A 25,876-nucleotide genomic window follows, 5' to 3' on the forward strand; every position below is an offset into this window, starting at 1 on the left:
CGGCCGACGCTCGCCCGCCGGCCTCAGAGAGCGATCAGAACTGCTCCGGCACGTACATTTCGCGCGGCACCGGATGGCGCTCATAGTCGGCATGACGCTGGCGCGGGGGCAGCACCACCTCGCTGTGCGGCACGTCGCCGTAGGGGATCTGGCCGAGCAGGTGGCTGATGCAGTTCAGGCGCGCCTTCTTCTTGTCGACCGCTTCGACCACCCACCACGGCGCCTCGGGAATGTGGGTATGCTCCAGCATCGATTCCTTGGCGCGGGTATAGTCCTCCCAGCGCGCGCGGCTCTGCACGTCCATCGGTGAGAGCTTCCACTGCTTGAGCGGATCCTGGATGCGCGCCTGGAAGCGGTATTGCTGTTCCTGATCGGTAATCGAGAACCAGTATTTGAGCAGGATGATGCCGGAGCGGACCAGCATCCGCTCGAACTCGGGAACGGTGCGGAAAAATTCCTGGACATCGTCCTCGGTGCAGAAGCCCATCACGCGCTCGACGCCGGCGCGGTTGTACCAGCTGCGATCGAACAGCACGATCTCGCCGGCCGAGGGCAGGTGCTGGACGTAGCGCTGGAAATACCATTGCGTCCGCTCGCGATCGTTGGGCGCGGGCAATGCGGCGATGCGGGCGACGCGCGGGTTCAGCCGCTGGGTGATCCGCTTGATCGCGCCGCCCTTGCCGGCCGAGTCCCGGCCTTCGAACAGGATCACGACCTTGAGGCCCTTGTGGACCACCCAGTCCTGCAGCCGCACCAGCTCATGCTGGAGCCGGAAGAGCTCGCGGAAATAGACCTTCCGATCCAGCCCGTGATGCGACAAGCCGCCGTCGGGCAGGTTCTCGGCGATGAGGTCGAGGCGATCCTCCTCGAGGCTCATCTCCAGCTCTTCGTCGAAATCGTCGGTGATCTCGGCCTTGAGCCGATCGATATCGGATTGGGTCGCGTCCATCATGGGGGCAGGCTAGCCCCCGATCATTTCGCTCCTGTGACAGCAGGCCCGATCAGCTTCTGGCTGAAATAGGTGTAATTCAGTGCCGAGAGCCGCGCGCCCTGCGCGATGTCGGCGTCGGCCGAGTGGCCGCCCGCCGTATCCTCGTAATAGAGGTAGGGCAGGCCGTATTCCTTCATCCGCGCCGCGAACTTGCGGGCATGCTGCGGGCCGACGCGATCGTCCTTGGTGGTGGTGACGATGAAGGGCTCGGGATAGGCCACGCCCTTCTTGAGGTTCTGATACGGCGAGATGGTCTGGAGGAAGGCCTTTTCAGCCGGCACCGAGACCGATCCGTACTCGTCCACCCACGAGGCGCCGGCCTGAATCTTCTCGTAGCGCATCATGTCGAGCAGCGGCACCTCGATCACCACCGCCTTCCACAGATCGGGATGCTGGTTGAACTCCACGCCCATCAGCAGACCACCGTTCGATCCGCCGATGATGCCGAACTTCTGCGAGGAGGAGAGCTTGCGGGCGAACACGTCCTTCGCAACGGACGCGAAATCGTCGTAGATGATCTGGCGCTTGGTCTTGCGCCCGGCCTCGTGCCAGGCCGGGCCGAACTCGCCGCCGCCGCGAATGTTGGCGAGCACGAAGCTGCCGCCATTCTCCAGCCACAGCTTGCCCATCGAGCCCGAGTAATAAGGCGTAGAGGAAACTTCGAAGCCGCCATAGGCGGTCATGATCGTGGGCGTCGAACCGTCGAGCGGGATGCCTTTCCGGTGGACGATGAAATAGGGGATTTTGGTGCCGTCGGTGGAGGTCGCCTCGAACTGCTCGACGACATCCTTCGATCCGTCGAAACGGGCGGGCATCGCTTTCACCTGCGCCACCTTCGCGGTCGCCGCGTCGACCGACCAGAGCGTCGTCGGCGTCAGGAAGCCGGTGACTGAGAAATAGGCGTCGTCGCCGCGGCTGCTGGAGGAGACCATGTCGATCGCGGCATTGTCCGGCAGCGCCATGGCGGACGACGCCCAGCCGCCCGGGCCGTGGCTGAACACCATGCCCCGGCCGCGCACATTGTCGAGGATCGAGGCGACCACCCTGCTTTTGGTGGTCAGCGCGCCGTTGACCGATTGCCGGGCATTCGGCTGGAAGATCACGCCCGGCGTGATCGCGCCGCCGGTCAGCTGGCGATAGTCGACGCCGACGAGACCGCCTCCCGGGATGGTCTTGCCGCCCGCCGTCCAGTCCTCGCTCAGCTGGATCACGACCTGGCCGTCGACCATGCCGAGGATGTTCGATTTCTCCGGGATCGGCAGCTTCACCGCGCCCTTCGGCGTCAGCGCATAGGTTTCGTGGCCGAAGAAGGTGGTGCCGCGCGTCAGCAGCACGACGCGATGGCCCTGGCCGTCGGTCAGCACCTGCGGGAAGCTCTCGACCTGATCGCCGGCGGCGCCCCGGAACACCTCTTTGGCGGCGGAAAGCGGCTGGCCGCGTTTCAGTTCCTTCACGACGAAGGGATAGCCGGATGTGGTCATCGTGCCGGCGCCCCAATCGCGCGCGACGAGGATCGTGTCCTTGTCGATCCAGGCGGCATCCTGCTTGGAGGTGGGAAGCGTGAAGCCGCCCGGTACGAAGGCGCCGGTCTGAAGGTCGAACTCGCGCAGGGTGACGGCATCCTCGCCGCCGTCCGACAGCGCCACAGTGCAGATGCGCTCCTCCGGCTCGAGGCAGGATTCACCCTTCCACACCCACGTCTTGCCCTCGGCCTTGCCGAGTGCGTCGAGGTCCAGCAGCGTCGTCCAGTGCGGATCGGCCGTCCGGTAGCTTTCCGGCGTCGTCCAGCGCCACAGGCCGTGCGGGTGCGCATCGTCGCGCCAGAAGTTGAGCACGCGGCCGTAGGTCAGCTCGGGCATCGGGATGCGATCGGTCGCCGCCGCGATCGTGTAGGCGTCCTTGTAGAAGCCGGCGTAGCGCGGGTCCTTCTCCAGGCGGGGGAGGCTGGCCGCGTTCTCGGCCTCCACCCACTGCATCGACCGGGCGCCGTCCTTGTCCTCCAGCCAGATATAGGGATCGTCGGGGGCGGGAGCGGGGGCCTGCGCGACGGCCCGCGCCGCAAGACCCAGAGCCAGCGCCGAAAGCGCGATCGTACCGTGACGCATTGCCTGTCTCCCTGTGGCCCCGAGCGCAGCCTATGCCCGGTCGTTTCGGCTGGCAATCCAGCGGCTTCCCTTTACGCCGCGACCGGCATAGTGTGTTGCACAAATCGGACACCCAAGGGGCAACCATGATCCGCAAAAGCCTGCTTCTCGCCGCCATCGCTTCGCTCGCCTTCAGCACCGCGCAGGCGGCCGACAGCAAGCCCGCGCCCGACAAGAGCGACAAGAAGACGGATGCCGCCGCCACGGCCGCGCCGGACAAGGGTGTGCTGTTCACGCCCGAGCAGGCGGACAGCGAGGGCAGCGTGACGGTGGGCGGCAGGACGATCGCCTATCATGCGGTGGCCGGCACGATCATCGTCCACCCCAAGGGCTGGGACGATGCCGCGTGGCGCGAACAGTCCCCCGGCGACCTCGGCGACAAGAAGGACGCCAAGGCCGAGGCCTCGATGTTCTACACCGCCTATTTCGCCAAGGGCGCGCCGTCGGCCGATCGCCCGATCACCTTCCTCTACAATGGCGGCCCGGGTTCCTCGACGGTGTGGCTGCACATGGGCGCCTTCGGCCCGAAGCGCGTCGTCACCGCCGACGACAGCCACACGCCCGCCGCGCCCTATAGCCTTGTGAACAACGAGCACAGTTTGCTCGACGTGTCCGATCTCGTCTTCATCGACGCGCCGGGCACCGGTTTCAGCCGCATCGCCGGCAAGGACAAGGAGAAGGCCTTCTTCGGGATCGACGCCGACGCCTATGCCTTCGATCAGTTCATCAAGGGCTTCCTCAGCAAATACGGCCGCTGGAACTCGCCCAAATATCTGTTCGGCGAAAGCTACGGCACGCCGCGATCGGCGGTGCTGATCAACGATCTGACGACCAACGACAGCGTGGATTTCAACGGCGTCATCCTGCTCTCGCAGATACTCGATTTCAGCCTGTTCGCCGGCCTGCAGGGCGCCAATCCCGGCAATGTCGAGGGCTACGTCACCCAACTGCCGACGATGGCGGCGACCGCTTGGTACCACAACAAGATTCCCGGCGGGCGGCCTGCGGACATGCAGTCCTTCTTGAAGGAGGTCGAGCATTTCGCCACCACCGACTATGCCTCGGCGCTCGCACAGGGCAACGAGATCGATCCGGCGCTCAAGCAGCAGATCGCGCAGAAGCTGGCGGGCTATACCGGGCTTCCGATGGCCTATATCCTGAAGGCCGATCTCCGGTTGGATGGTCCGAACTTCTCCAAGCAGCTGCAGGCCGACGAGGGGCTGACCACCGGCCGCCTCGATACGCGCTTCTCGGGCGCGGACATCGATCCGCTCTCCAAGGATGCCGATTACGATCCGCAATCGGCGGCGCTGGGATCGGCCTATGTCTCGGCGTTCAATTCCTATGTGCGCAAGGATCTGCATTTCGGGCAGGACGAGGTGTTCAAGCCGGAGATCGACGTGTTCGAGCCGTGGGACTGGAGCCACGCCACACCCGGCAACCCGGCGCTCAAGATGGCCGGCACCAGCGTGCTCCCTGATCTCGCGCAGGCGATGAAGTACAATCCGCAACTGAAGGTGATGTCGGCGGGCGGTTATTACGACCTCGCAACGCCTTATTATCAGGGCTGGTACGAGATGCACCACCTGCCGATCCCGGCGAACCTGCAGGCGAACATCGAGTATCATTATTACGAATCCGGCCACATGGTCTACGCGCACGCGGATTCGGCGCGGAAGCTTCACGACGACGTGGCGAGCTTCATCCGGCGGACCGACAATATCGGTGGTTGATCGAAACGGACCGGGCGCCGATATCGGTGCCTGACAGCCGTTGCGATGAGGATGCCGCCATGAACGTGATCGAGGAAGCCGCCGGGTCGCTGAGCGGGATCGAGCAATTGCGCGCCTTGAAGGCGGCGGGACGCAGGCCACCGATCGCCGACACGCTCGACTTCGATCTTGCCGAGATCGAGAAGGGGCGGGTGGTGTTCGCCGGCGTACCTGGCGTCAACGCGCTCAACCCGATCGGCAGCATCCATGGCGGCTATGCGGCGACCCTGCTGGATAGCGCCTGCGGGTGCGCGGCCCACACGATGCTCTCCGCGACGCAGGGTTATACGACGCTGGAATTGAAAGTGTCGTATCACCGCGCGCTGAAGGCGGGCGGCGAGCCGGTGCGGGCGGAGGGCGTGGTGCTCAGCATCGGGCGGCGCACCGCCTTCGTGGAGGCCAAGCTGGTGGATGCGCAGGGCAAGCTCTGTGCTTCCGCGACCTCTACGCTGCTGGTGTTCGATCTGCCGGGCTGACCACTATCGCCGCGTGCCGCGATGTGGGAAGGCGCGCCATGACGTCACCATCCGAGAATTACGACGCGATCATCCTCGGCGCGGGCGGGGCGGGTCTGATGTGTGCCGCGATCGCCGGACAGCGCGGGCGGCGCGTGCTGGTGGTCGACCATGCCGACGAGCCGGGGAAGAAGATCCTGATCTCGGGGGGCGGGCGCTGCAACTTCACCAATGTCGGGGCAGGGCCGGGCAACTACCTCTCGGCCAATCCGCATTTCATGAAGTCGGCGCTGGGACGCTACACGCCGGCCGACTTCATCGCTTTGGTCGATGCCTATGGGATCGCGTGGCACGAGAAGACGCTGGGCCAGCTCTTCTGCGATGGATCGGCGAAGCAGATCGTCGCGATGCTGCTGGCGGAATGCGGGAAGGGCAGTGCCGTCGTCCGTTGCGGACAGCCGGTCCGCGATGTCGATCATGCCGACGGACGCTTCACGGTCGCTTATGGCGGGCACCTCGCGAGCGCGCCGAAGCTGGTGATCGCCACCGGTGGTCCTTCGATCCCGAAGATGGGCGCGACCGGCTTCGCCTATGAACTCGCCAAGCGCTTCGGCCTCAAGCTGGTCGAGCCGCGCCCCGCGCTGGTGCCGCTGACGCTGGGGCCGGACGAGGCGCTGTTCCGCGAACTATCCGGTGTCGCTGCCGAAGTGACCGCGAGGGCCGGCAAGACCGCGTTCCGTGAAGCCGCACTGTTCACCCATCGCGGCCTGTCAGGGCCGGCGATCCTGCAGATTTCCTCCTATTGGCGGCATGGCGAGAGCATCGGCATCGATTTCCTGCCCAGCCGGCCCGCGGGCTGGCTGCGCGACGCCAAGCGGTCGCGGCCGAAAGCGGGTGTGCGATCGGTGTTGGGCGGACTGTTGCCCGATCGGCTGGCCGAGGCGCTGGCCGAGCGGCTGGCGCTCGCAGGGGAGCTCGCCAACCTGCCCGACAAGGTGCTGGAGTCCGCCGAACGCCGGCTCGCCGATTGGCGCTTCCACCCCAGCGGCACCGAGGGTTTCGCCAAGGCCGAGGTGACCGTTGGCGGAATCGCCACCGCCGGCCTCTCCTCGCAGACGATGGAGGCGAGGGCGGTGCCCGGCCTCCATGCGATCGGCGAGGCGGTGGACCTCACCGGCTGGCTCGGCGGCTACAATTTCCAATGGGCCTGGGCAAGCGGCTGGGCGTGCGGCCAGGCACTTTAGCCCTTCGGATGCAGTGTCGGGTCTTCCTCGCCGCCGATGATCCCCTCCGCGCCCGTCGGCCGGCCATTGATCCATTCCACCTGCTGCGGCGTCGTCCCCAGCTCGATCCCGGCCTCCGGCAGTTCCGAGAGCAGCCGGAACCAGATGTCGCTGCGCGTTCCGTACACCGAGCGCGGCGAATTGACGAAGGCGAAGCCGTTGAAGTTGATCCGGCCGTCCGCGATCGTGTCGATGAACAGGCTGGGCTTGGGATCGTCGAGCACGGCGGGCTGCGCCTCGTAGATCGCCATCACCATGTTCCGCACCTGCTCCACGTCGGTTCCCAGCGGCACCGAGAATTGCAGCTGGATGCGGCCCAGCGGATCGGCGAGCGTCTTATTGACTATGCTCTTGGTGATCAGTTCGGAGTTGGGCACGATCAGGGTCGATCGGTCGGCGATCTGGATCTCGGTGGCGCGGACGCTGATCCGCTTCACATCGCCTTCCTGGTCGCCGATCCGCACCCAATCGCCGATCTTCACCGGCCGCTCGGCGAGCAAGATCAGGCCGGACACGAAATTCTGCGTGATCGCCTGCAGGCCGAAACCGATGCCGACCGACAGCGCGGAGAGGAGGAGGGCGATCCGCTCGATCCCGATGCCGAGCGAGGCCAGTGCCCACAAAACGGCCAGGATCAGCCCGGTATAGCGCGCCACCATCGCGATCGAGTTCTGCGCGCCGGCATCCAGCTCGGTGGCGGGCAGGTAACGGTTGACCAGCCAGCGCTGGATGCCGCGCACCACGAACAGGCCGACCGCCAGCACCGCCGCCGCGCGCAGGATCGCGCCGGGCGAGATCGTCACCTGACCGATCGTCACACCGTTGGCGAAGCGCGCGATCTGGCCGAAGAGGGTGGTGACGTTCGATCCGAACGGAAAGAGAACGAGGCCCGCCGCCGTCAGGATCAGCAGCAGCCGCAGCAAAGCGGAAAGGGCGACGCCGAACTGGTCGATCAGGCTGCGGCGCATGCCGAAGCCGTGATGGAACAGGTTCGCCACCTTGCCGTCGCGATCGAAGACGGTGGAGCAGATGTCGTCGACGCTCAGCAGCAGCAGATAGAGCGAGGCGGCGATGACCGCGATCCAGATGATGAAGCGCGCGAGGAAATAGCTGAGTGCGACATAACCGGTGAGCAACGACACGACCGAAGCGGCCAGCACGCCCCAAGTCGCCAGCGACAGGAAGGCGATCACCGACTGGTCGCCGCGTGTCTCGTCATGCTCGCGCACGATGTCGGCGCGAATGCGCGCGGCGCCGATCAGATACCATAAGACCAGCGCGATATAGAGCAGGGCGGCCACGCCATCGACCGCCGCCTGCGCCGATCCGCTGGCCCCCATGGCGTCCCGCAGCGCGATCAGCAGGAAGCTCACGAGCGTCACGCCGGCGGCGGCGAAGGTCCAAGGGCGCAGCGCGTTGGCGGCATCGTCCGACAGCGGCACCAGCCGCCAGGATGGCTGCTTGCGCTGGAGGAGCGCGCCGCCCAATGCGGTGATCAGGGCGGCGATCAGGCAGGCCAGCTCGAAGCGGGCGGCGACCGGCTCCCATGCCGGGGCGATCATGGTGCCGGCGCGGAAGCCGCCGACCAGCGACAGGGCCGCCAGTGCGGGCACGATCGTGCCGATCACCGCCAGCCACAGAGCGAGGCCGGTGCGGCGCAGGCGGTTGCCGGGCACGCGCTCGATCACATAGCGGCGGCCGGCGGCGCGCAAGGCCAGCCGCACGGGAAAGATCAAGGCGAGCGCGACGATGATACCGAGCAGCGCGGCAGGCAGGCCGCCCGTCCGGATGCCAGTGCCGATCGCGCCGGTCTCGGCCTTGACGAAAGCCGAGAGCCGCCGGCTGTCGCGAGGCAGCCAGCGGATCAGCGCGCTCCAGAAGCTGCCGCTCAGCGGCGAGGCTACCCGCTCGGACATCCGCTCGGAGAAGGCATCGGCCTGGCTCTGGCCGATCTCGGTGTTGAGCTGGTCCGCCTCGGTGCCGAGCAGCTTGCCGCGCTTGATTGCCGAATCGACGGTGGAGCGCTGCTGGGCGAGCAGCTTGCGCTGCGCCGTGATGTCCGGCGTCTCGACCACGCCGGGCGTCACCGGGCCGAGCTGGGCCACGCGGGCGTCGACGAGCTGAAGCTGGGTCTGGAGGAGTGTCACCTGGGTCGTGGCGGTCTGCTTCACCGCAGCCGCACGATCCTTGAGAGCCTGCGCCTCGGACGATGTCGCGCGGCCGTTGAAGGCGGCGTCGATCGACTGATAGTCGTCGGACGCCTGATCGAGTGCCTTGACCGACGCTATGATCGGATCGGTATCCTGCGCGAATGTCGGCGCGGCGATGGCGATCGAGAGCAGCAGGAGCAGTTTACGCAGCATCCGCGCTTCCTAACGCCTCCGAAACGCCGGGGACAGTCTTGGCGCGCCGAGAGGACGTGCTTTCGATTTAGATCGACGCTAGGCAGGGGAACCGGCAGTGTCTCCGGAACACCCTAAAATTTTACATAATGTATATTATCGGATCGGCGATGACCCACGATACAGCCCCCCTCAAGGCCCCCTCGCAGCCCCCCGTGACGGAAAACCGCCAATCCTCGGGAGGAGCGATCGAGCGGCTGGCCGGCATCATGGCGAAGCTGCGCGATCCCGAAACCGGATGCCCGTGGGATGTCGAGCAGGACTTCTCCACCATCGCGCCCTACACGATCGAGGAAGCCCATGAGGTCGCCGACGCGATCGCCCGCAACGACATGGCGGATCTCAAGGGCGAGCTCGGCGATCTCCAGCTCCAGGTCGTCTTTCACGCGCGCATGGCCGAGGAAGCCGGCCACTTCGCGCTCGCCGACGTGATCGAGAGCATCTCCGACAAGATGGTCCGCCGCCATCCGCATGTCTTCGGCGTGGTGGAGCGCACCGACGGCACTGCCGCGCAGATCGGCTGGGAACAGATCAAGGCCGAGGAGCGCGCGGGCAAGCAGGAAACCGGGGCTCTCGCGGGTGTGGCGCTCGGCCTGCCCGCCCTGCTGCGCGCCGAGAAGCTGCAGAAGCGCGCCGCGCGCGTCGGCTTCGACTGGCCCGATGCGGACGGTCCGCGCGCGAAGGTGGTCGAGGAGCTAAACGAGATCGCCTCCGCGGCGGACGATGCGGCGCGCGCCGAAGAGTTTGGCGACCTGCTGTTCGCGCTGGTCAACTGGGGCCGCCATATGAAGATCGATCCGGAAGCCGCGCTGCGTGCTGCCAATTCCAAGTTCGAGCGGCGCTTCGCAGCGATGGAGGAGGAGGCGGGGGATACGTTCGCGGGCCTGAGCCTCGATGACAAGGAAGCGCTCTGGCAGGCCGCGAAGGCGCGCGGCCTATAGCGGAGGCCGGCGCTCCAGCCTTCGCCGGACACACGTCTCCCCCGAAATCAGGGCAGGAAGGCGGCCGGCGCCCCGCGCGTGCCTCGTGCATCGCGGGGGTTTGCGGGGTTCTTCTCCCGCGAGGGCCTTCTTCCCATTTCCTCGGCATTGATCGCCGTGGCGGGAAGCGATCCCGGTTGGGGCGGACGCAGGATGGACACCCCGTCGGCACGGGAGCGGCGGGCCTGCGCTGGCCTGGTTGACGGTGGGGTTGCGGGAATCCACCCGGATGCCCGGCGCGCCGGCCGCTGGATGCTCGACGGACCGAGATCCGCCGTCATCCACTTCCATCACGTCGCACCATGATCAAGGATGTGCGTGATGGCTGCGGCTTATAACCAATACGGTTATATTTGTCAAGCGGATTGACGCCCCGCGCCGCGAGCGGGCAGAAGCGGCCATGGCCGAGCCCGACGATTCCCCCATCCCCCTTCCCCGCCGACCCGCGCACGAGACCGAGGCGCAGCGGCGCGGGCTGCTGTTCGTGATCTCGTCTCCGTCCGGCGCCGGCAAGTCGACCATCTCGCGCATGCTGATCGAGGCGGACGGGCAGATCGCCATGTCGGTCTCCGCCACGACGCGGCCGATCCGGCCGGGCGAGACGGACGGCAAGGACTATCACTTCGTCGACGTGCCAGAATTCAAGCGGATGGCGGCCGACGACGAGTTCCTCGAATGGGCGCACGTCTTCGACCATCGCTACGGTACGCCGCGCGCGCCGGTCGAAAAGATGCTCCACGAAGGCCGCGACGTGCTCTTCGACATCGACTGGCAGGGCGCGCAGCAGCTCTATCAGCAGGCCGCCGGCGACGTGGTGCGCGTCTTCATCCTGCCGCCCTCGATGGAGGAGCTGGACCGCCGCCTGCGCTCGCGTGGCACCGATCCCAAGGACGTGATCGACCGCCGCATGGAGCGCGCCGTCTCCGAGATCGGCCACTGGGACGGCTACGACTATGTGCTGGTCAACGACGACGTCGAGCGCTGCTTCGCCCAGGTGCGGCTGATCCTGCGGGCGGAACGGCTGCGGCGGCACCGCCAGCTGGGGCTGATCGGGTTCACGCGGAAGCTGATGCGGGGGTGACTCTAGCCCCTCCCTTCCAGGGAGGGGGCTTAAGGCCGCGCCTCGAACCTCGCCCAGTCGACGTCGCTGATCCGGACGTCGAGGCTGACGATCTCGCCCGCCGTGTCGCTCGCCAGCACCTCGCCATGCTGGTGGAGCCAGGCGACGCTCGCCCCGTCGCTCGCCGGCAGGCGCACCGTGCGGACGCGGGCTCCGCGGCTCAGGCGATCGGAGACGAAGCGGCGGAGGTCATCCACCCCTTCCCCGGTCAGCGCCGAGAGCACCACTGCGTCGTCGCGGCGCGCGGCCTCGGCGCGGAGCACGGCGGTCGCCTCGGGATCGAGCGCGTCGACCTTGTTCCACGCCTCGATCATCGGGACGCGCCCTCGACCTTCTTCGGCCTCCTCGTCGGTCGCCCCGATTTCGGCGAGCACGCGCGCGACATCCTCGGCCTGCGCTTCGCTGTCGGGGTGCGACATGTCGCGGACGTGGACGATGATGTCGGCGGTGGTCACCTCCTCCAGCGTCGCGCGGAAGGCGGCGACGAGCTGTGTCGGCAGATCGGAGACGAAACCCACCGTGTCGGACAGGATCGCCTTGTCGAGGCCCGGCAGGCGGATCTGCCGCATGGTCGGATCGAGCGTGGCGAAAAGGAGATCCTTCGCCATGACGTCAGCGCCCGTCATCCGATTGAAAAGCGTGGACTTTCCGGCGTTCGTATAGCCGACCAGCGCCACCACCGGCCACGGCGCGCGCCGCCGGCGATCGCGGTGCAGGCCGCGCGTGCGGCTGACCTGCTCCAGCTCCTTGCGCAGTTTCGCCATGCGATCGCGGATCATCCGGCGATCGGCCTCGATCTGCGTCTCGCCGGGGCCGCCGAGGAAGCCGAAGCCGCCGCGCTGGCGCTCGAGGTGGGTCCATGACCGCACCAGCCGGCCGGCCTGATAATCGAGGTGCGCCAGTTCCACCTGCAGGCGGCCCTCGGCCGTCGCGGCGCGCTCGCCGAAGATTTCGAGGATCAGTCCGGTGCGATCGATCACCTTGGCCTCGATCGCCTTTTCCAGGTTGCGCTGCTGGATCGGGGTGACGGCGGCATCGACCACCACCAGCTCGGCCTCGGCCATGCGCGCGGCCTCGGCCAGCGCCTCGACCTGGCCGGAGCCGAGCAGGGTCGCGGCCTTGGGCTGGCGCAGGCGGAAGGCGAGCTTCTCGACCACGTCGAGGCCGATCGCGCCGGCGAGGCCTGCCGCCTCCTCCAGCCGCGCTTCGGCGGTGCGGTTGTGCGGGCCGATCTCCGGGAGCGCGACGATCGCGCGCCCCCCGCGTACGATGCCGTCCTTGTCCTCGCGGCCGAATCCGCTCAATCGTCGTCCTCGTCCGCCTCGGCGAGGTTCACCGGGTGGAGCGGCTGCACCGTCGAGATGGCATGCTTATAGACGAGCTGGCTCTGCCCGTCGCGGCGGAGCAGCAGGCAGAACAGATCGTAGGCCGCGACCTCGCCCTGCAGCATCACGCCGTTGACCAGGAACATCGTCACCGGATCGCCCGACGACTTGACGGCGTTCAGGAAGATTTCCTGTAGCAGCACACTGCGCTTGGTTTCGGCGAAAGCCTTCTCGATCGGCGCGAGGTCGATCGGGTGGGCGGGCATCACGGTCGAGATGGCGTGCTTGTAGATCAGCTGCGACTGGCCGTCGCGCCGGAGCAGCACGGAGAAATTGTCGAACCAGGTGATGATGCCCTGCAGCTTCACGCCCTTGACGAGGAACATCGTCACCGGCGTCTTCGATTTGCGCAGAGCATTAAGGAACATGTCCTGGAGATTGTTCGGTTTTTCAGACACGGTTTTCTTTTCTCCGGTCTTCTTGGCGGGTGCTTTCCCGCGGGTGGGCTTTGCCTTGGCCTCGGGCGCGGGCGCCTCCGGCTCGGACACCACCTCCGGCTCGGGAGGCGGTGCGGTGAATTTAGGGGCCAATTTCTTGCGCGGCAAGCGGGCCGGCGCTTCGGCCGTGGCCTCGACAGCGCCAATTTCCTTAGCGGGAGTCTCTTCCGGGCTCATTCGCGCTATGTCCTTTGTTCTCATTCACGCCACGCGGCGGACCGATTGTCGATTCCGCACCTGCGAACATGTAAGCATGCGACGCGCCGGGGGCAACGCCTTATGGCAGCGCCGTCACGCTGGCGTGCACCGCCGGCTTATACCCCGCTTCGATCGTGGCCGCCATCGACGGCGGTGTGAGCAGAACGAGATCGCCGGAGGGTGTTTCTGCAGGCCCGTAGCCGGCGAAGCTCCAAGGACGGAAAGTGCCCCGCCATGCCAGCCAGCTTCGCTCTTCGTCCGCCGTTCCGATCATCGCGCCGTCGGGCAACTTGCGGCCGTCATATGCCGGGCGTGGCCCCAGCCGCTCGGCATGGAGGATCGCATCGACCTGCGGCACGCGCGGGTCGGTGACGCCGTGCGCATCACCCCATGCCGCCACGAACGCCTTGGCGTGCGTGCGGCGGCATTCGAAGCAGGGGCGATGCCCCGCCGCCATCGCGGTCGCCTCGTCGCGGAAGAAGAGCTGGGTGTAGAGGCCGGGCGCCATCAGGGTCTGGCGCCGGTCGCCGCGCACGAGATTGCAGGAGATCCACGCCTTGTAGCTGCCATGCTCGCGCAGGAGATTGCGGGCGTCGCCGTGCAGGCAACCGCGATTGCCCATCAGCTCGCCATGCTCCGGCACCGCATGGATATGCCCGAACGGGTCCACGCGGTTGCGGAGCGGCACGCTTATTCCTCCCCGTCCTTCACGTCGACGAGGCCCAGCGACTTGAGCTTGCGGTGCAGCGCCGACCGCTCCATGCCGATGAAGGTCGCGGTGCGCGAGATGTTGCCCGAGAAGCGGCGGATCTGGACGCGGAGATATTCGCGCTCGAACGTCTCGCGCGCTTCGCGCAAAGGTGTACCCATGATGGATTTGGCGGCGTTGCCTGGCGCCAGCTGCGCCTGATCGGACAGGATCTCGCCCGGCAGCATGTCGGCATCGATCCGGCCGATGCGATCACCCGGCGCCATGATCAGCGTGCGCTCGACGATGTTGCGGAGCTGGCGGACGTTGCCCGGCCAGTCATAGGCCTGCAGCGCGGCGATCGCCTCGGCCGAGACCTCCGGTGTCGCCACCCGCCGCTCGGCCGCATAGCGCGCGGCGAAGTGCTGGACGAGCGCCGGGATGTCCTCACGGCGCTCGGACAAGGCCGGAAGATTCACCGGTACGACATTGAGACGATAGAACAGATCCTCGCGGAAGCGCCGCGCCTCGATCTCGTCCTGCAGGTTGCGCGCGGTGGCGGAGACGACGCGGACATCGACCTTGACCATCTGCGTGCCGCCGACGCGGGTGAAGCTCTGGTCGGTCAGCACGCGCAGGATGCGCGCTTGTGTAGTAAGCGGCATGTCGGCGATCTCGTCGAGGAACAGCGTGCCGCCATGCGCCTGTTCGAGCAGGCCGGGGCGCTGGACGTCACCGCCCTCCTCCACCCCGAACAATTCCTCCTCGACGCGTTCCGGCGTCATCCGTGCGGCCGACACCACCACGAACGGGGCACGGGTGCGGGTCGACCAAACGTGGAGCAGACGCGCCGCCACCTCCTTGCCGACGCCGGCCGGGCCGGTGATCAGCACGCGGCTCCCCGTCCCCGCCACGCGCTTGAGCGTCGCGCGGACCTGGTTGATCGCCGCCGACTGGCCGTTGAGCTCCTCGTCCTGCCCGACCTGCGCGCGCAGCGTGGCATTCTCGCGCTTCAGCCGCTCGGTCTCGGTCGCGCGGGCGACGAGCAGGAGCAGACGCTCGGCCTCGAAAGGCTTTTCGATGAAGTCGGTCGCGCCGCGCCGGATCGCGGCGACGGCAGTATCGAGATTGCCATGGCCGGAGATCACCAGCACCGGGATCGACGGATCGCGCCGCTTGATCTCGTCGAGCAGGTCGAGCCCGTCGAGCTTCGATCCCTGCAGCCACACGTCCAGCAGTACGAGGCTCGGCCGCCGCTCGCGGATCGCGGCCAGCGCGTCGTCGCTGTTGGCGGCGGTGCGGGCACCGTAGCCCTCGTCCTCCAGCACGCCCGCGACCAGTTCGCGAATGTCCTGCTCGTCGTCGACGATCAATACGTCCAGTGCCATGCTTTATCCGGCCTTCATGCGCGTGAGTTCGGGGCGCGTTTCCGTGCCCATGCCCGTGTCTTCCAGCGGCATTGCCTCGCCGCCCAGCGACGAGAGCGTGTCGGTATCGAGAAGGATGCTCACGACGGTGCCGCCACCCGGCCGATCGGTGAAGCCGATCGTGCCGAAATGCTCCTCGACGATCTTCTTGACGATGGCGAGGCCCAGGCCCGTGCCCTTGGCCCGCGTCGTCATATAGGGCTCGGTCAGCCGCTCGCGCTCGGCGGGCAGGCCGATGCCAGTGTCGCTGACCTGAATGCCGAGGCGATTCTCGCCCGCGCGGATCACCATCTCGATCGCGCCGCCGATCGGTTGGCCCTCTTCGTGTTTCTCGACAATGGCTTCGGCGGCATTCTTCACGATATTCGTGAGCGCCTGGCCGAGCAGCCGCCGATCGCACACCACCACCGGCGAGGGATCCGGCGCATCCAGCGAGAAGCGGATCGAGGGGTGCGCGACCTCGTGCAGAAACAGCGCCTGCCGGGCGACCTCGACGATCGGCTCGGAGCGGAACACCGGCTTGGGCACGCGCGCGAAGGAGCTGAACTCGTCCACCATGCGGCGCATGTCGCCGACCTGCCGCACGATCGTCTGGGTCAGCCGCTCGAAAGTCGTATCGTCGGCGGGGATGTCCTTCCCGTAGCGGCGTTGAAGCCGCTCGGCCGCGAGCTGGATCGGCGTGAGCGGGTTCTTGATCTCGTGCGCGATGCGCCGCGCCACGTCCGACCAGGCGGCGCGGCGCTGATCGAGCAGCTGCTGGGTGATGTCGTCGAAGGTGAGGACGTGGCCGCCGTCGGACGGCACCAGTGTTACCGCCAGCGTTCGCATCTCACCGCCCGAGACGATCTGGACGATCGACTCGCGCTGGCCCTCGCCGATCAGCCGATCCAACTCGGGCGAGACCTCGGCCAGCGGGCGCCCGATCGCGCTCTCGTCGCCCGCCCTCAGCATCCGGTCAGCGGATTCGTTTGAGAGGCGGATGCGCCGTTCTCCATCCACCGAGATCACGCCCGCGCTGACGCCCGACAAAACCGCTTCGGTCAGCGCGCGACGCTGGTCGAGCTGGGCGTTGGCGGTCACCAGCGCGCCGGTCTGCTCCTCCAGCCTGCGGGTCATGCGGTTGAACGCGGTGGCGAGCGCGCCGACCTCGTCCCGGCGCACCGCCGGCGGCACGCGCACCGTCAGGTCGCCCAGCGTGATCCGCCGCGCAGCGCCGACGAGATCGGTGATCGGCCGGGTCAGACGGTTGGCGACGGTGAAGGCGATCCAGATCGAGGCCGCGACGATCAGCAGCGCCGAACCCAGCAATAGCGCATTGAAGCGCAGCTGGAGCGAGCGCGAGCGGTTGAGCAGACTGGTATAGTCGCCCAGCGCCGATCGTGCGCGTGTCGCCTGAGCGACGACCAGCGGATCGAGTCTGCGCGAGGCATAAAGATAGAGCCGCGCCTTCGGATCGACGGCGATCCGCCCCTCGATCCGGTTGCCGGCGACTTCGCTGAGCGTCGCGCCCTTGTCCAGCGTCGCGATCATCGCCTTGGGCAGCAATTCGGCGGCGGTACGGTTCGAGGCAAGGTTGGTGAACAGCAGGATATGCGGCGCGCCGTCCTGCCCGACCCCCACCAGCGCCAGTTCATAGAGGTGGCGATAGGTATATTGCTCGACGAGGAAGGCCGGCATGCGCGGATCGTCGAGCGTCGAGACCTGCGACAGCGCCTCGCGGAAATTGCCCGTCATCGCGATCATCTCGCCGCGCAGGGCGTCGCCATTCTCGCGCACGTAGGATTGAGCGACACGATCCGAGCTGACCAGCACGGCGCGCGCACTGTCGGAGAACCAGAAGGCGGCGTTGTACTGGAACAGCAGCGAGGCGAAGATCACCACCAGCAGCGTCGGTACCGCCGCGACCGCCGAGAAGGTGGCGACGAGGCGGACATGCATCCGCCCCCCGCTCGATCCCGCGACCCGCTGGAGCGCGATGCGCCGCGCGATCAGCACGAGGATGCCCATCCACGGCACCAGATTGGCAACCAGCAGCAGCGCGACGAGCGGCGGGGTCAGCAGCGTCTCGGGCGATCCGGAGCGCGAGATATAGGCCCAGCTGCCCAGCGAGATCGCCAGCGCCGCGATGACCGTGAGGATCTCGACCGCGCCGATCAGCACGCCGCGACGCCGCAGCACCGTGAGTCGGCGGCGCCAGCGGGGCTGCCGATCGGTCGCTGTCTGGGGAGTGGTGGCTTGCGCCGCGTCCATCGTGGCCGTTCTACCACGGGGCGTTGCCGATACAACACATATCGGGCGAGGCGGTGTTAAGCGTTCGTCACATGGATGGACCGCTTCGTCGTGGAAGCGTCAACCCCGCCGCGCGGCCGCAGGGTCGATTCCCCGCTCGGTGAGCTTCTTGCGCAGCGTGTTGCGGTTGATGCCGAGCAGGCGGGCGGCACGGATCTGGTTGCCCTTGGCGGCGCTCATCGCGATCTTGAGAAGGGGTGGCTCGATCTCGGCGAGCAGGCGCTCGTAGAGGCCATCGGGCGGCAGATCACGGCCGAAACCGGCGAAATAGCGGGCAAGGTGCAGCTCCACCGATCCGGCGAGGCCGCCATCACTCTCGATCGCGGGCGCCGACTCGGGTGCGGTGCCGCCCAGCTGCGCCTCGATCGCCGGCCCGCTGATGCGATCTTCGCGCACCAGCGCGGCAAGACGCCGCATGAGGTTCTCCAGCTCGCGAACGTTGCCCGGCCAGGTATGGCGCACCAGGCGTTGCACCGCCGCCTCGTCGAGCGATTTCCTCGGTAGGCCGTCATTGGCGGCGCGATCGAGGAAATGGCGGGCGAGCTCGCCGACATCCTCGATCCGCTGGCGCAGCGACGGCAGGCGCACCGGCACCACGTTGAGCCGGTAATAGAGATCCTCGCGGAAGCCGCCCTCGGCGACCATCCGTTCGATATCCTTATGGGTGGCGGCGATGACGCGGACGTCGGCCTTGATGTGGCGCGCGCCGCCGACGGTGGTGAACTCGCCCTCCTGAAGGACGCGCAGCAGCCGGGTCTGCGCCTCCAGCGGCATGTCGCCGATCTCGTCGAGGAACAGCGTGCCGCCCGCCGCCTGCTCGAAGCGGCCGGCGGTGCGCTGGGCGGCGCCGGTGAACGCGCCGCGCTCGTGGCCGAACAGCTCGCTCTCGATCAGCTCGCGCGGGATGGCGGCCATGTTGACCGGCACGAAGGGCTTGGGCCCACGCGGCCCGAGATCGTGGATGGCGCGCGCGACCAGCTCCTTGCCGGTGCCGCTCTCGCCGAGGATCAGCACGGTGAGATCATTGGAAACGACGCGCGCGATGGTGCGATAGACCGCCTGCATCGCCGGCGAGCGGCCGATCAGGGGGAGGTCGTGGCGCTCGCTCTCACCCTCGTCGTTGGCGGCGACGCGCCCGGCGAGCGCGCCCGAGACGGCGCGGCCCAGTTCCTCGAGATCGAAGGGCTTGGGGAGATAGTCGAACGCGCCCTGCTCGGTGGCGCGCACCGCCGTCGCCAGAGTGTTGCGCGCCGACAGCACGATCACGGGAAGGCCGGGATGGCGGCTGAGGATCTCCGGCACCAGATCCAGTCCGTCGCCGTCGGGCAGCATGACGTCGGTCACCAGCACGTCCGGCGCGAAGCTGCCCAGCGATCGGCGCATGTCGGCCACCGATCCCGCCGTCTCGACAACATGGCCGGCCCTTCGCAGCGCCTCGCGCACGACAGTGCGGATCGCGGCGTCGTCGTCCACCACTAGGATGCGGCCCGATACTGCGCTCATGACGTCACTCTCCGGGAGGGCGCCCTGGGCAGCAGGAGGCGGAAGACGGTGCGCTCCGGATGCCCCTCGCGGGCATATTCGATGATGCCGCCCATTTCCCCCACCAGCTTGTCCACCAGCGCGAGGCCGATGCCGCTGCCCGAAGGCTTGGAGGTGACGAACGGATCGAAGAGATGGTCGATCAGCGCGTCCGGCGCACCGGGGCCGTCGTCGATCACGCAGAGCTCGATGGGGAGCGCGACGCGCTGGCCGCCGCCGAGGCTGGCGACGGAAACGCCGTGGCGATAGGCGGTCGTGAGGGTAATGACGCCCCCCTCCCCGGTCGCCTCGGCGGCGTTCTTGAGGAGGTTGAGCACCACCTGCACCAGCGCGTCGCGATTGCCGAGCACGTCGGGCAGCGAGGGATCGTAAAGTTCGCGGACGGTCCGCTCCGAAGCGAAACCGGCGCGCGCCAGATCGCGGGCGTGGCCGAGCACGGTGTGGATGTTGAGCGGCTCACGCGGGCGGGGCCGCGTATCGGACAGGCCCTCCATACGATCGATCAGCCGGGCGATACGATCGACTTCGCCCCGGATCAGGCCGGTCAACTCGGCCTGTTCCGGCGGCGCGCCGCTTTCGAGCAGTTGCGCCGCGCCCCGGATGCCCGAGAGCGGATTCTTGATCTCGTGTGCCAGCAGCGAAGCGGCGGCGGCGCCCGGAAGGCCGCGGCTGCTCTGCTCGCCGCGCCTGGCGGAAAGGTCGTGATGCGCGCGGCCGTGGATCATCACGATGCGCCAGCCGGGCCGTTCGGGCAGCGGCGCGACCATGATATCGCCGCGATAGTGCCGCCCGCCGGGGATCACCATGTCGGTGTCGTAGGCAGCGACCGGCTGATCGGGCGCGATCGAGGTCATCGGGTGGCCGGTCATCTCCTCGATGGTGCGGCCGACGACGACACTGTGCGCGAGGTTCAGCAACGCTTCGGCGGGCGGGTTGCAGTCCTGCACTCGGCCCTCGCCGTCGATCACGAGCATCGGCGTGGGCAAAGCCGCGAACAGCTCGGCCGGCGACGGTGCCGCCTCTTCCGCCTCCCCCCGGCGGAAGCGGATCAGGCGGCCGCCCGGGAGCGCCATGGAGCGTAGAATTCGTCGATCATGCGCAGCACCCGGCCTGCATCCGGCACTTGATTGACCGTGTTGCGGAACTCGGCCGAGCCGTGCAGGCCCTTGGTGTACCAGCCGAGATGCTTGCGCGCCATGTTGACGCCGGTCTCTCTGCCATAATGTATCAGCATCATCTCGTAATGCTCAACGATCACGGCATATTGTTCGTCGATCGATGGATCGGCAAGGCGCTCGCCGGTCTGGAGATACCGCATCGTCTGGGCGAGCAGCCACGGCCGCCCATAGGCGCCGCGCCCGATCATCACGCCGTCCGCGCCGGACTGGCGCAGCGCCTCCTCGGCATCTTGCGGAGAGCAGATGTCGCCATTGGCGATGACCGGGATGGAGACCGCGTCCTTCACCCGACGGATGAACGCCCAGTCGGCATTGCCCTTGTAGAGCTGATTGCGGGTGCGTCCGTGGACCGTGACCATCCTGCATCCGATATCCTCGGCGATGCGGGCCAGTTCAGGCGCGTTGAGGCTGTCATGGTCCCAGCCCATCCGCATCTTGAGGGTGACGGGGACGGAGACCGCCTTCACCGTCGCCTCGATCAGCGCGGTGGCGAGCGGCAGGTCGCGCATCAGCGCGGAGCCGGCGTCGCCGTTCACCACCTTGCGCACCGGGCAGCCCATGTTGATGTCGATGATCGCGGCGCCGCGATCCTCGTTGAGCTTCGCCGCCTCACCCATTTCCTTGGGGCTGCAGCCGACGAGCTGCATCGAGACCGGCTCCTCGATCGGGTCCCACGCCGCCTTCTGGATCGACTGGCGCGTCTCGCGGATCGCCGCCTGGCTGGCGATCATCTCGGTGACGTTGAGGCCCGATCCGTAGCGCCGCACCATCTTGCGGAATGGCAGATCGGAGACACCCGTCATCGGCGCCAGGATCACCGGCGTGTCGATGGTGACGGGGCCGATCGCGATCGGCTTGAGGAGCGGCTGGCGCATGGTCTCGACTAAACTGCCTGAAAAAGAGGCAGGCGCCTACCCCGAAACCGGCTGGCGGGCAAGCCGCCTCTCGTCTAATCGCGCGGGCTTATGGACGAAAACAGAGTGGTCGCGCTGATCGTCGCGGCGGGCAGCGGCTCGCGCATGGGCGGCGGCATCCCCAAGCAATATCGCAAGGTGGCCGGCGTACCGGTGATCGCGCGGGCATTCGATGCGCTGGTGTCGCATCCGAAGGTCGATGCGGTGCATATCGTGATCGGTGCCAGTCAGGAGACGATGCTGGCCGATGCGCTCGGCGATCGCGTCATGACGTCGTCTCCCGGCGGCGCGACCCGGCGTGAGTCGGTGCGGGCCGGACTGGAAGCGATCGGTTCCGCCGGGCGCGTGCTGATCCATGACGCCGCCCGCCCGTTCCTTCCCGCCACCGTGATCGACCGGCTGATCGCTGCGCTGGACGAAGCGGAGGGAGCGATCCCCGCCCTCCCCGTCGTTGACACATTGGTCCGCGCCGAGGGCGGCGTGCTGGGTGACAATGTGGAGCGCGAGGGGCTGGCTCGGGTGCAGACCCCGCAGGCCTTCCGCTTCGACGACATTCTCGCCGCGCACCGCAACTGGTCGGGCGACGCCGAGCCTACCGACGACGCGCAGGTCGCACGTGCTGCTGGCCACAAAGTCCTTGCCGTTCCCGGAGACGCCATGCTCGAGAAACTCACTCACGAGGCCGATTTCGCCGCCGCCGAGGCGCGGCTGGGGGCTGTCATGACGTCACGCGTAGGCATGGGGTATGATGTCCACGCCTTCGCGGAGGGCGATCACGTCATGCTGTGCGGCCTGAAGATCCCGCACACACACGCGCTGGCGGGGCATAGCGATGCGGACGTCGGCCTGCATGCGATCACCGACGCTCTGCTCGGCACGATCGCGGACGGCGACATCGGCAGCCACTTCCCGCCCTCCGATCCACGCTGGAAGGGCGCCGACTCGGGCAAGTTCCTCCAGCATGCCGCCAGCCTCGTCACGGCGAAGGGCGGGATCATCGACCATCTCGACCTCACCATCATCTGCGAAGCGCCGAAAGTCGGCCCACATCGCCAGGCGATGCGCGAGCGGATCGCGGAGCTGCTGGGCCTTCCGATCGGCCGGGTGAGCGTGAAAGCGACCACCACGGAACAGCTCGGCTTCACCGGACGTCGCGAGGGCATGGCGGCGCAGGCAGTGGCCAGTGTAAGGGTGCCGGTGGAATGATCGACGATGCATCGCCAAGCAATGCTCCGTTCGTCCTGACCCTGTCGAAGGACGGGCCTCAGGCGATGTCGCTTGCAGCCCGTCCTTCGACTGCGCTCAGGACGAACGGGGGGCGAGTGGCGGGGGCCTTGGCCGCGATGGGCCTGCTCTCCGCGCAAGCCCAGGCCGAACGCCCCGCCTGCATCCCCCATCACGACATGCGCACGCTGATCCGTCTTGCCCTGCCCGATGCGGTGGAAGCATTGGCGACGCGTTGCCGCCCTGCCCTGCCAGCCGATTCCTTCCTGTCCAACGAGGGCGTCGGCCTCGCCAACCGCTATCGCGCCGAGGCGCCGGTCGATCCAGCGTCGGCCCGCCAGGCAATCCAGGAGGCGACCGGCCAGAACCTCGCCGGCTTCGCCTCCGACGACACGATCACCGGCCTCGCCAAGCAGTTCGTCGGCCAGCAGATCGAGGATCATGTCCCGCTGAAGGACTGCGAGAAGATCGATTCGATGGTCGAGCTCGCAGGCAATCTGCGCGCCGACGGCATGGCCGAGGCGATCCTGCTGGCGCTCGAGGTCGCCGGGCCGGGGCGCGTGAAGGGGCTTGCGGTCTGCCCGCCGAAGGGCGAAGGGGCCGAACCATGAGCGACTCCAATCTTCCTTCGCAACTGATCGAGGCGGCGCGCCGCGTGATCGAGGAGAACCGCGCGGCGGGCCTGCGCATCGCGGTGGCCGAAAGCTGCACCGGCGGCCTCGTCTCCGCCGCGCTGACCGAGATCGCCGGCTGTTCGGACGTGTTCGAGGCAGGCCTCGTCACCTATGCCAACGACGCCAAGATGAACATGCTGGGCGTTGCCTCCGACGTGCTGGAGACGTTCGGCGCCGTCTCGGTGGCGACCGCCTGGGCGATGGCGCAGGGCGCGATCCAGAAGACCAATGCCGATATCGGCGTGGCGATCACCGGCATCGCCGGGCCGGGCGGCGGCACGGAAAAGAAGCCGGTCGGCACCGTCGTCTTCGCGCGCGCGTCGCGATCGGGCGATCCCGACGACGTGGTGGCGGACAAGCGCGAGTTCGGCGATCTCGGCCGCGCCGGGATCCGGCTTCAGGCGGCGCTGTGCGCGCTCGAGTTGCTGCTCCCCTCGCCGCCGCCGGGCGTCGGTGAAGCCTTGACGCCAGCCGCGCCGTAAAGTTGCGCGGCGCGCGTCTCGAACGCTCCGATCATCTTGCGCAGCGCCTTGTCGAACACCTGCCCTGCCAGCATCTCGAAGATGCGGGACTTGAAGGCGAAATCGACCATGAAGTCGACGTGCGTGCCACCCTGCCCGTCCGGCCGGAAGCCCCATTCGTTGTGGAGATAGGCCAGCGGGCCATCGAGATATTCGACGTGGATGCGGTTTGAGCGCTGCTTGGTGACCTTCGAGGTGAAGCGCTCGGACAGGCTCTTGAAGCCGACCACGAGGTCCGCGACCATCTCGGTCTCGCTGTCGGAACGCACCCGCACCGCCGCCACCCACGGCAGGAACTCGCCATAGCGCGCCACGTCCGCGACCAGATCGAACATCTGCTCGGGGCTGTAGGGCAAGAGGCGGGTTTCGGCGTGGCGGGGCATCGACAATCATCCCAAAACCGTTCGTGCTGAGGAGCCGCTGAGCATAGTCGAAGCGGCGTCTCGAAGCACCTGGACCAGCCCCTCGAGACGGGCCTTCGACTACGCTTACGCTCCGCTCAGCCCCTCCTCAGGGCGAACGGAGGTTCAGGCGCTCACCTTCCCCAGCTTCGCGTCCCGCGCCGCGCGCATCTTCGCGAAATCCTCGCCGGCGTGGTAGCTCGATCGCGTCAGCGGCGAGGCCGCCACCAGCAGGAAGCCCTTGGCCCGCGCGATCGCGGCATAGGCGTTGAACGACTGCGGGGTGGTGAACTCCTCCACCTTGGCATGGCGCGGCGTCGGCTGGAGATACTGGCCCATCGTCAGGAAATCGATGTCGGCGGAGCGCATGTCGTCCATCACCTGGTGGACCTCCAGCCGCTGCTCGCCGAGGCCGGTCATCAGGCCAGACTTGGTGAAGATCGAGGGATCGTGCTTCTTCACGCTCTCCAGCAGGCGCAGCGAGGCATAATAGCGCGCGCCCGGCCGGATCGTCGGATAGAGCCTCGGCACCGTCTCGAGATTGTGATTATAGACGTCCGGCCGCGCCGCGACGATCTTCTCGACCGCGCTTTCCGCCTTGTTGCGGAAATCGGGGGTGAGAATCTCGATCGTCGTGCTGGGCGTCGTGCGGCGCAGCGCCTCGATCACCTTGACGAACTGCGAGGCACCGCCGTCCGGCAGATCATCGCGATCGACCGAGGTGATGACGATATGTTGGAGGCCGAGCTCGGCGGCGGCATCGGCGGTGTGCTGCGGCTCGAGCGGATCGACGGCGCGGGGCATGCCCGTCTTCACGTTGCAGAAGGCGCAGGCGCGCGTGCAGGTGTCGCCGAGGATCATCACCGTCGCGTGCTTCTTGGTCCAGCACTCGCCGATGTTCGGGCAGGCGGCCTCCTCGCACACGGTGGCGAGGTTGAGCCGGCGCATCAGCGATTTGGTCTCCGCGAAACCCACCGACGTGGGTGCCTTCACGCGGATCCAGTCGGGCTTGCGGATGCGGGGCGGACGGGCTTCGGCGAGCGGTTCGGTCATGGGGTCGCAGATAGCGATTCCCCCCGGAACTCTCAACCGTTCGCGCCCCTCTCTCTTTCCGCTCGCACTGAGCTTGTCGAAGTGCTGCACTTTCTTCTAACCGGGGCTGAAGAGAAGGACAGCGCTTAGACAGGCTCAGCGCGAACGGCAAGGAGACATCCATGAGCAGCTTCGACGATCTCCTCGCCGGCTATCGCCGTTTCCGCGACGACGGCTGGAAGGCCCAGCGCGACCGCTGGTCCGAACTGGCCGAGGGCCAGTCGCCCGACACGCTGGTGATCGCCTGCTCGGACAGCCGGGTGGATCCCTCCCAGATCTTCGACGTGGCGCCCGGCACCATCTTCGTGGTGAGGAACGTCGCCAACCTGGTGCCGCCCTACGAGCCGGACGCCAGCCGCCATGGCGTCTCGGCCGCGCTCGAATTCGCCGTCACGCAGCTGAAAGTGCCGGAGATCATCGTGCTCGGCCACGAATATTGCGGCGGCTGCAAGGCGGCGCTGACGCAGGCCTTCGCCGGCAAGGCGCCGGGCGAAGGCGGCTTCGTCGGCCACTGGGTCGACATGCTCGACGAGGCGCGCGACGGCGTGGTGGCGGCGCATGGCGAGGGCGACGAGGGGCAGCGCGCGATGGAGCGCGAGGCGGTGAAGGTCAGCCTCGCCAACCTGCGCACCTTCCCCTTCGTGACCGAAGCGGAGAAGGCAGGCCGGCTGATGCTGCGCGGCGCCTGGTTCGGCATCCGCGAGGGACAGCTTCGCCTGCTCGACGAGACCGACGGCGATTTCCGCCCGGCCTGAGCCG

Annotated in this window: 22 protein-coding genes; 9 read left to right on the forward strand and 13 right to left on the reverse strand. The window is 67.6% G+C overall.

Annotation, left to right across the window (positions count from 1 at the left end; genetic code table 11):
* Positions 1 to 34: 34 nt before the first annotated feature.
* On the reverse strand, positions 35 to 952 hold the full coding sequence (ppk2, locus tag HZF05_RS16075) for a polyphosphate kinase 2 (RefSeq protein WP_160362819.1): 918 nt from the start codon (positions 950 to 952) through the stop codon (positions 35 to 37).
* 20 nt (positions 953 to 972) lie between these two features.
* Complete coding sequence (locus HZF05_RS16080) at positions 973 to 3,096, reverse strand: prolyl oligopeptidase family serine peptidase (RefSeq protein WP_160362820.1); 2,124 nt, start codon at positions 3,094 to 3,096, stop codon at positions 973 to 975.
* Between the two features lie 125 nt (positions 3,097 to 3,221).
* On the opposite strand from HZF05_RS16080, the gene HZF05_RS16085 reads away from it, so the two are divergent.
* From HZF05_RS16085 to HZF05_RS16095, 3 genes are read left to right on the forward strand one after another with little or no spacing between them, the layout of a single operon-like run.
* Positions 3,222 to 4,868 (forward strand): S10 family peptidase, encoded by a 1,647-nt coding sequence (locus tag HZF05_RS16085; RefSeq protein WP_160362821.1) that lies wholly within the window; start codon positions 3,222 to 3,224, stop codon positions 4,866 to 4,868.
* A 59-nt stretch (positions 4,869 to 4,927) separates the two neighbouring features.
* Positions 4,928 to 5,383, forward strand: a complete 456-nt coding sequence (locus HZF05_RS16090) for a PaaI family thioesterase (RefSeq protein ID WP_160362822.1) — start codon at positions 4,928 to 4,930, stop codon at positions 5,381 to 5,383.
* 38 nt (positions 5,384 to 5,421) lie between these two features.
* Positions 5,422 to 6,606, forward strand: a complete 1,185-nt coding sequence (locus HZF05_RS16095) for a BaiN/RdsA family NAD(P)/FAD-dependent oxidoreductase (RefSeq protein WP_160362823.1) — start codon at positions 5,422 to 5,424, stop codon at positions 6,604 to 6,606.
* Here the strand turns inward: HZF05_RS16095 and HZF05_RS16100 are convergent.
* A complete protein-coding gene (locus HZF05_RS16100; protein WP_160362824.1) occupies positions 6,603 to 9,008 on the reverse strand; it encodes a DUF3772 domain-containing protein in 2,406 nt (801 codons plus the stop codon). The two genes, HZF05_RS16095 and HZF05_RS16100, sit on opposite strands and share 4 nt — an antisense overlap.
* A 149-nt stretch (positions 9,009 to 9,157) precedes the next feature.
* On the opposite strand from HZF05_RS16100, the gene mazG reads away from it, so the two are divergent.
* Together mazG and gmk are read left to right on the forward strand one after the other, a co-directional pair.
* Complete coding sequence (mazG, locus tag HZF05_RS16105; RefSeq protein ID WP_160362825.1) at positions 9,158 to 9,988, forward strand: nucleoside triphosphate pyrophosphohydrolase; 831 nt, start codon at positions 9,158 to 9,160, stop codon at positions 9,986 to 9,988.
* A 439-nt stretch (positions 9,989 to 10,427) separates the two neighbouring features.
* Positions 10,428 to 11,108, forward strand: a complete 681-nt coding sequence (gene gmk, locus HZF05_RS16110) for a guanylate kinase (protein ID WP_160362826.1) — start codon at positions 10,428 to 10,430, stop codon at positions 11,106 to 11,108.
* Positions 11,109 to 11,137: 29 nt separating this feature from the next.
* Here the strand turns inward: gmk and hflX are convergent, their stop codons facing one another.
* From hflX to dusB, 8 genes are all read right to left on the reverse strand, one after another.
* Positions 11,138 to 12,451 carry a GTPase HflX gene (hflX, locus tag HZF05_RS16115; RefSeq protein ID WP_160362827.1) on the reverse strand — a complete coding sequence of 438 codons (1,314 nt, stop codon included), beginning with the start codon at positions 12,449 to 12,451 and terminating at the stop codon, positions 11,138 to 11,140.
* Positions 12,448 to 12,930 (reverse strand): RNA chaperone Hfq, encoded by a 483-nt coding sequence (gene hfq / locus HZF05_RS22185; RefSeq protein WP_160363137.1) that lies wholly within the window; start codon positions 12,928 to 12,930, stop codon positions 12,448 to 12,450. Before hfq ends, hflX begins: the two co-directional genes overlap by 4 nt.
* A 316-nt stretch (positions 12,931 to 13,246) precedes the next feature.
* Positions 13,247 to 13,855, reverse strand: coding sequence for a hypothetical protein (locus tag HZF05_RS16125; RefSeq protein ID WP_160362828.1), 609 nt, complete (start codon positions 13,853 to 13,855; stop codon positions 13,247 to 13,249).
* A 2-nt stretch (positions 13,856 to 13,857) separates the two neighbouring features.
* Positions 13,858 to 15,243: a nitrogen assimilation response regulator NtrX gene (ntrX, locus tag HZF05_RS16130; protein ID WP_160362829.1), complete on the reverse strand. Its 1,386-nt coding sequence runs from the start codon at positions 15,241 to 15,243 to the stop codon at positions 13,858 to 13,860.
* A gap of 3 nt (positions 15,244 to 15,246) precedes the next feature.
* Positions 15,247 to 17,532, reverse strand: a complete 2,286-nt coding sequence (locus HZF05_RS16135; protein ID WP_160362830.1) for a sensor histidine kinase NtrY-like — start codon at positions 17,530 to 17,532, stop codon at positions 15,247 to 15,249.
* 99 nt (positions 17,533 to 17,631) lie between these two features.
* Positions 17,632 to 19,074 carry a nitrogen regulation protein NR(I) gene (gene ntrC, locus HZF05_RS16140; RefSeq protein ID WP_160362831.1) on the reverse strand — a complete coding sequence of 481 codons (1,443 nt, stop codon included), beginning with the start codon at positions 19,072 to 19,074 and terminating at the stop codon, positions 17,632 to 17,634.
* Entirely contained in the window at positions 19,071 to 20,186 is a 1,116-nt protein-coding gene (locus HZF05_RS16145) for a two-component system sensor histidine kinase NtrB (RefSeq protein ID WP_160362832.1), read from the reverse strand. Before HZF05_RS16145 ends, ntrC begins: the two co-directional genes overlap by 4 nt.
* Complete coding sequence (gene dusB / locus HZF05_RS16150) at positions 20,162 to 21,166, reverse strand: tRNA dihydrouridine synthase DusB (protein WP_160362833.1); 1,005 nt, start codon at positions 21,164 to 21,166, stop codon at positions 20,162 to 20,164. Before dusB ends, HZF05_RS16145 begins: the two co-directional genes overlap by 25 nt.
* 90 nt (positions 21,167 to 21,256) lie before the next feature.
* Here dusB and HZF05_RS16155 point away from each other — a divergent pair, with 90 nt between their 5' ends.
* The 3 genes from HZF05_RS16155 (at position 21,257) to HZF05_RS16165 (ending at position 23,585) form a co-directional block, all read left to right on the forward strand.
* On the forward strand, positions 21,257 to 22,411 hold the full coding sequence (locus HZF05_RS16155; protein ID WP_160362834.1) for a bifunctional 2-C-methyl-D-erythritol 4-phosphate cytidylyltransferase/2-C-methyl-D-erythritol 2,4-cyclodiphosphate synthase: 1,155 nt from the start codon (positions 21,257 to 21,259) through the stop codon (positions 22,409 to 22,411).
* Positions 22,412 to 22,527: 116 nt separating this feature from the next.
* Positions 22,528 to 23,040: a hypothetical protein gene (locus tag HZF05_RS16160; protein WP_160362835.1), complete on the forward strand. Its 513-nt coding sequence runs from the start codon at positions 22,528 to 22,530 to the stop codon at positions 23,038 to 23,040.
* Positions 23,037 to 23,585: a CinA family protein gene (locus HZF05_RS16165; RefSeq protein ID WP_160362836.1), complete on the forward strand. Its 549-nt coding sequence runs from the start codon at positions 23,037 to 23,039 to the stop codon at positions 23,583 to 23,585. The genes HZF05_RS16160 and HZF05_RS16165 overlap by 4 nt, the downstream gene beginning before the upstream one ends.
* Here HZF05_RS16165 and HZF05_RS16170 read toward each other — a convergent pair.
* Together HZF05_RS16170 and lipA are read right to left on the reverse strand one after the other, a co-directional pair.
* Positions 23,501 to 24,007, reverse strand: a complete 507-nt coding sequence (locus HZF05_RS16170; protein ID WP_160362837.1) for a type II toxin-antitoxin system RatA family toxin — start codon at positions 24,005 to 24,007, stop codon at positions 23,501 to 23,503. The genes HZF05_RS16165 and HZF05_RS16170 overlap by 85 nt on opposite strands.
* Before the next feature lie 144 nt (positions 24,008 to 24,151).
* Positions 24,152 to 25,078: a lipoyl synthase gene (lipA, locus tag HZF05_RS16175; protein ID WP_160362838.1), complete on the reverse strand. Its 927-nt coding sequence runs from the start codon at positions 25,076 to 25,078 to the stop codon at positions 24,152 to 24,154.
* A gap of 161 nt (positions 25,079 to 25,239) precedes the next feature.
* On the opposite strand from lipA, the gene HZF05_RS16180 reads away from it, so the two are divergent.
* Positions 25,240 to 25,872 (forward strand): carbonic anhydrase, encoded by a 633-nt coding sequence (locus HZF05_RS16180; protein ID WP_160362839.1) that lies wholly within the window; start codon positions 25,240 to 25,242, stop codon positions 25,870 to 25,872.
* The last annotated feature ends 4 nt before the right edge of the window (positions 25,873 to 25,876 follow it).

Source organism: Sphingomonas chungangi (genome assembly GCF_013778325.1).
GTDB classification, from domain to species: Bacteria; Pseudomonadota; Alphaproteobacteria; order Sphingomonadales; family Sphingomonadaceae; genus Solisphingomonas; species Solisphingomonas chungangi.

Bases quoted from the DNA above. Each gene is read 5' to 3' on its own strand.
- gmk (WP_160362826.1), top strand. From the start codon at position 10,428: ATGGCCGAGCCCGACGATTCCCCCATCCCCCTTCCCCGCCGACCCGCG.
- HZF05_RS16165 (WP_160362836.1), top strand. From the start codon at position 23,037: ATGAGCGACTCCAATCTTCCTTCGCAACTGATCGAGGCGGCGCGCCGC.
- dusB (WP_160362833.1), bottom strand. From the start codon at position 21,166: ATGCGCCAGCCGCTCCTCAAGCCGATCGCGATCGGCCCCGTCACCATC.
- HZF05_RS16135 (WP_160362830.1), bottom strand. From the start codon at position 17,532: ATGGACGCGGCGCAAGCCACCACTCCCCAGACAGCGACCGATCGGCAG.
- ntrC (WP_160362831.1), bottom strand. From the start codon at position 19,074: ATGAGCGCAGTATCGGGCCGCATCCTAGTGGTGGACGACGACGCCGCG.
- HZF05_RS16145 (WP_160362832.1), bottom strand. From the start codon at position 20,186: ATGGCGCTCCCGGGCGGCCGCCTGATCCGCTTCCGCCGGGGGGAGGCG.
- HZF05_RS16155 (WP_160362834.1), top strand. From the start codon at position 21,257: ATGGACGAAAACAGAGTGGTCGCGCTGATCGTCGCGGCGGGCAGCGGC.
- HZF05_RS16080 (WP_160362820.1), bottom strand. From the start codon at position 3,096: ATGCGTCACGGTACGATCGCGCTTTCGGCGCTGGCTCTGGGTCTTGCG.
- HZF05_RS16085 (WP_160362821.1), top strand. From the start codon at position 3,222: ATGATCCGCAAAAGCCTGCTTCTCGCCGCCATCGCTTCGCTCGCCTTC.
- HZF05_RS16170 (WP_160362837.1), bottom strand. From the start codon at position 24,007: ATGCCCCGCCACGCCGAAACCCGCCTCTTGCCCTACAGCCCCGAGCAG.
- lipA (WP_160362838.1), bottom strand. From the start codon at position 25,078: ATGACCGAACCGCTCGCCGAAGCCCGTCCGCCCCGCATCCGCAAGCCC.
- mazG (WP_160362825.1), top strand. From the start codon at position 9,158: ATGACCCACGATACAGCCCCCCTCAAGGCCCCCTCGCAGCCCCCCGTG.
- ntrX (WP_160362829.1), bottom strand. From the start codon at position 15,243: ATGGCACTGGACGTATTGATCGTCGACGACGAGCAGGACATTCGCGAA.
- HZF05_RS16100 (WP_160362824.1), bottom strand. From the start codon at position 9,008: ATGCTGCGTAAACTGCTCCTGCTGCTCTCGATCGCCATCGCCGCGCCG.
- HZF05_RS16095 (WP_160362823.1), top strand. From the start codon at position 5,422: ATGACGTCACCATCCGAGAATTACGACGCGATCATCCTCGGCGCGGGC.
- HZF05_RS16180 (WP_160362839.1), top strand. From the start codon at position 25,240: ATGAGCAGCTTCGACGATCTCCTCGCCGGCTATCGCCGTTTCCGCGAC.
- HZF05_RS16090 (WP_160362822.1), top strand. From the start codon at position 4,928: ATGAACGTGATCGAGGAAGCCGCCGGGTCGCTGAGCGGGATCGAGCAA.
- ppk2 (WP_160362819.1), bottom strand. From the start codon at position 952: ATGATGGACGCGACCCAATCCGATATCGATCGGCTCAAGGCCGAGATC.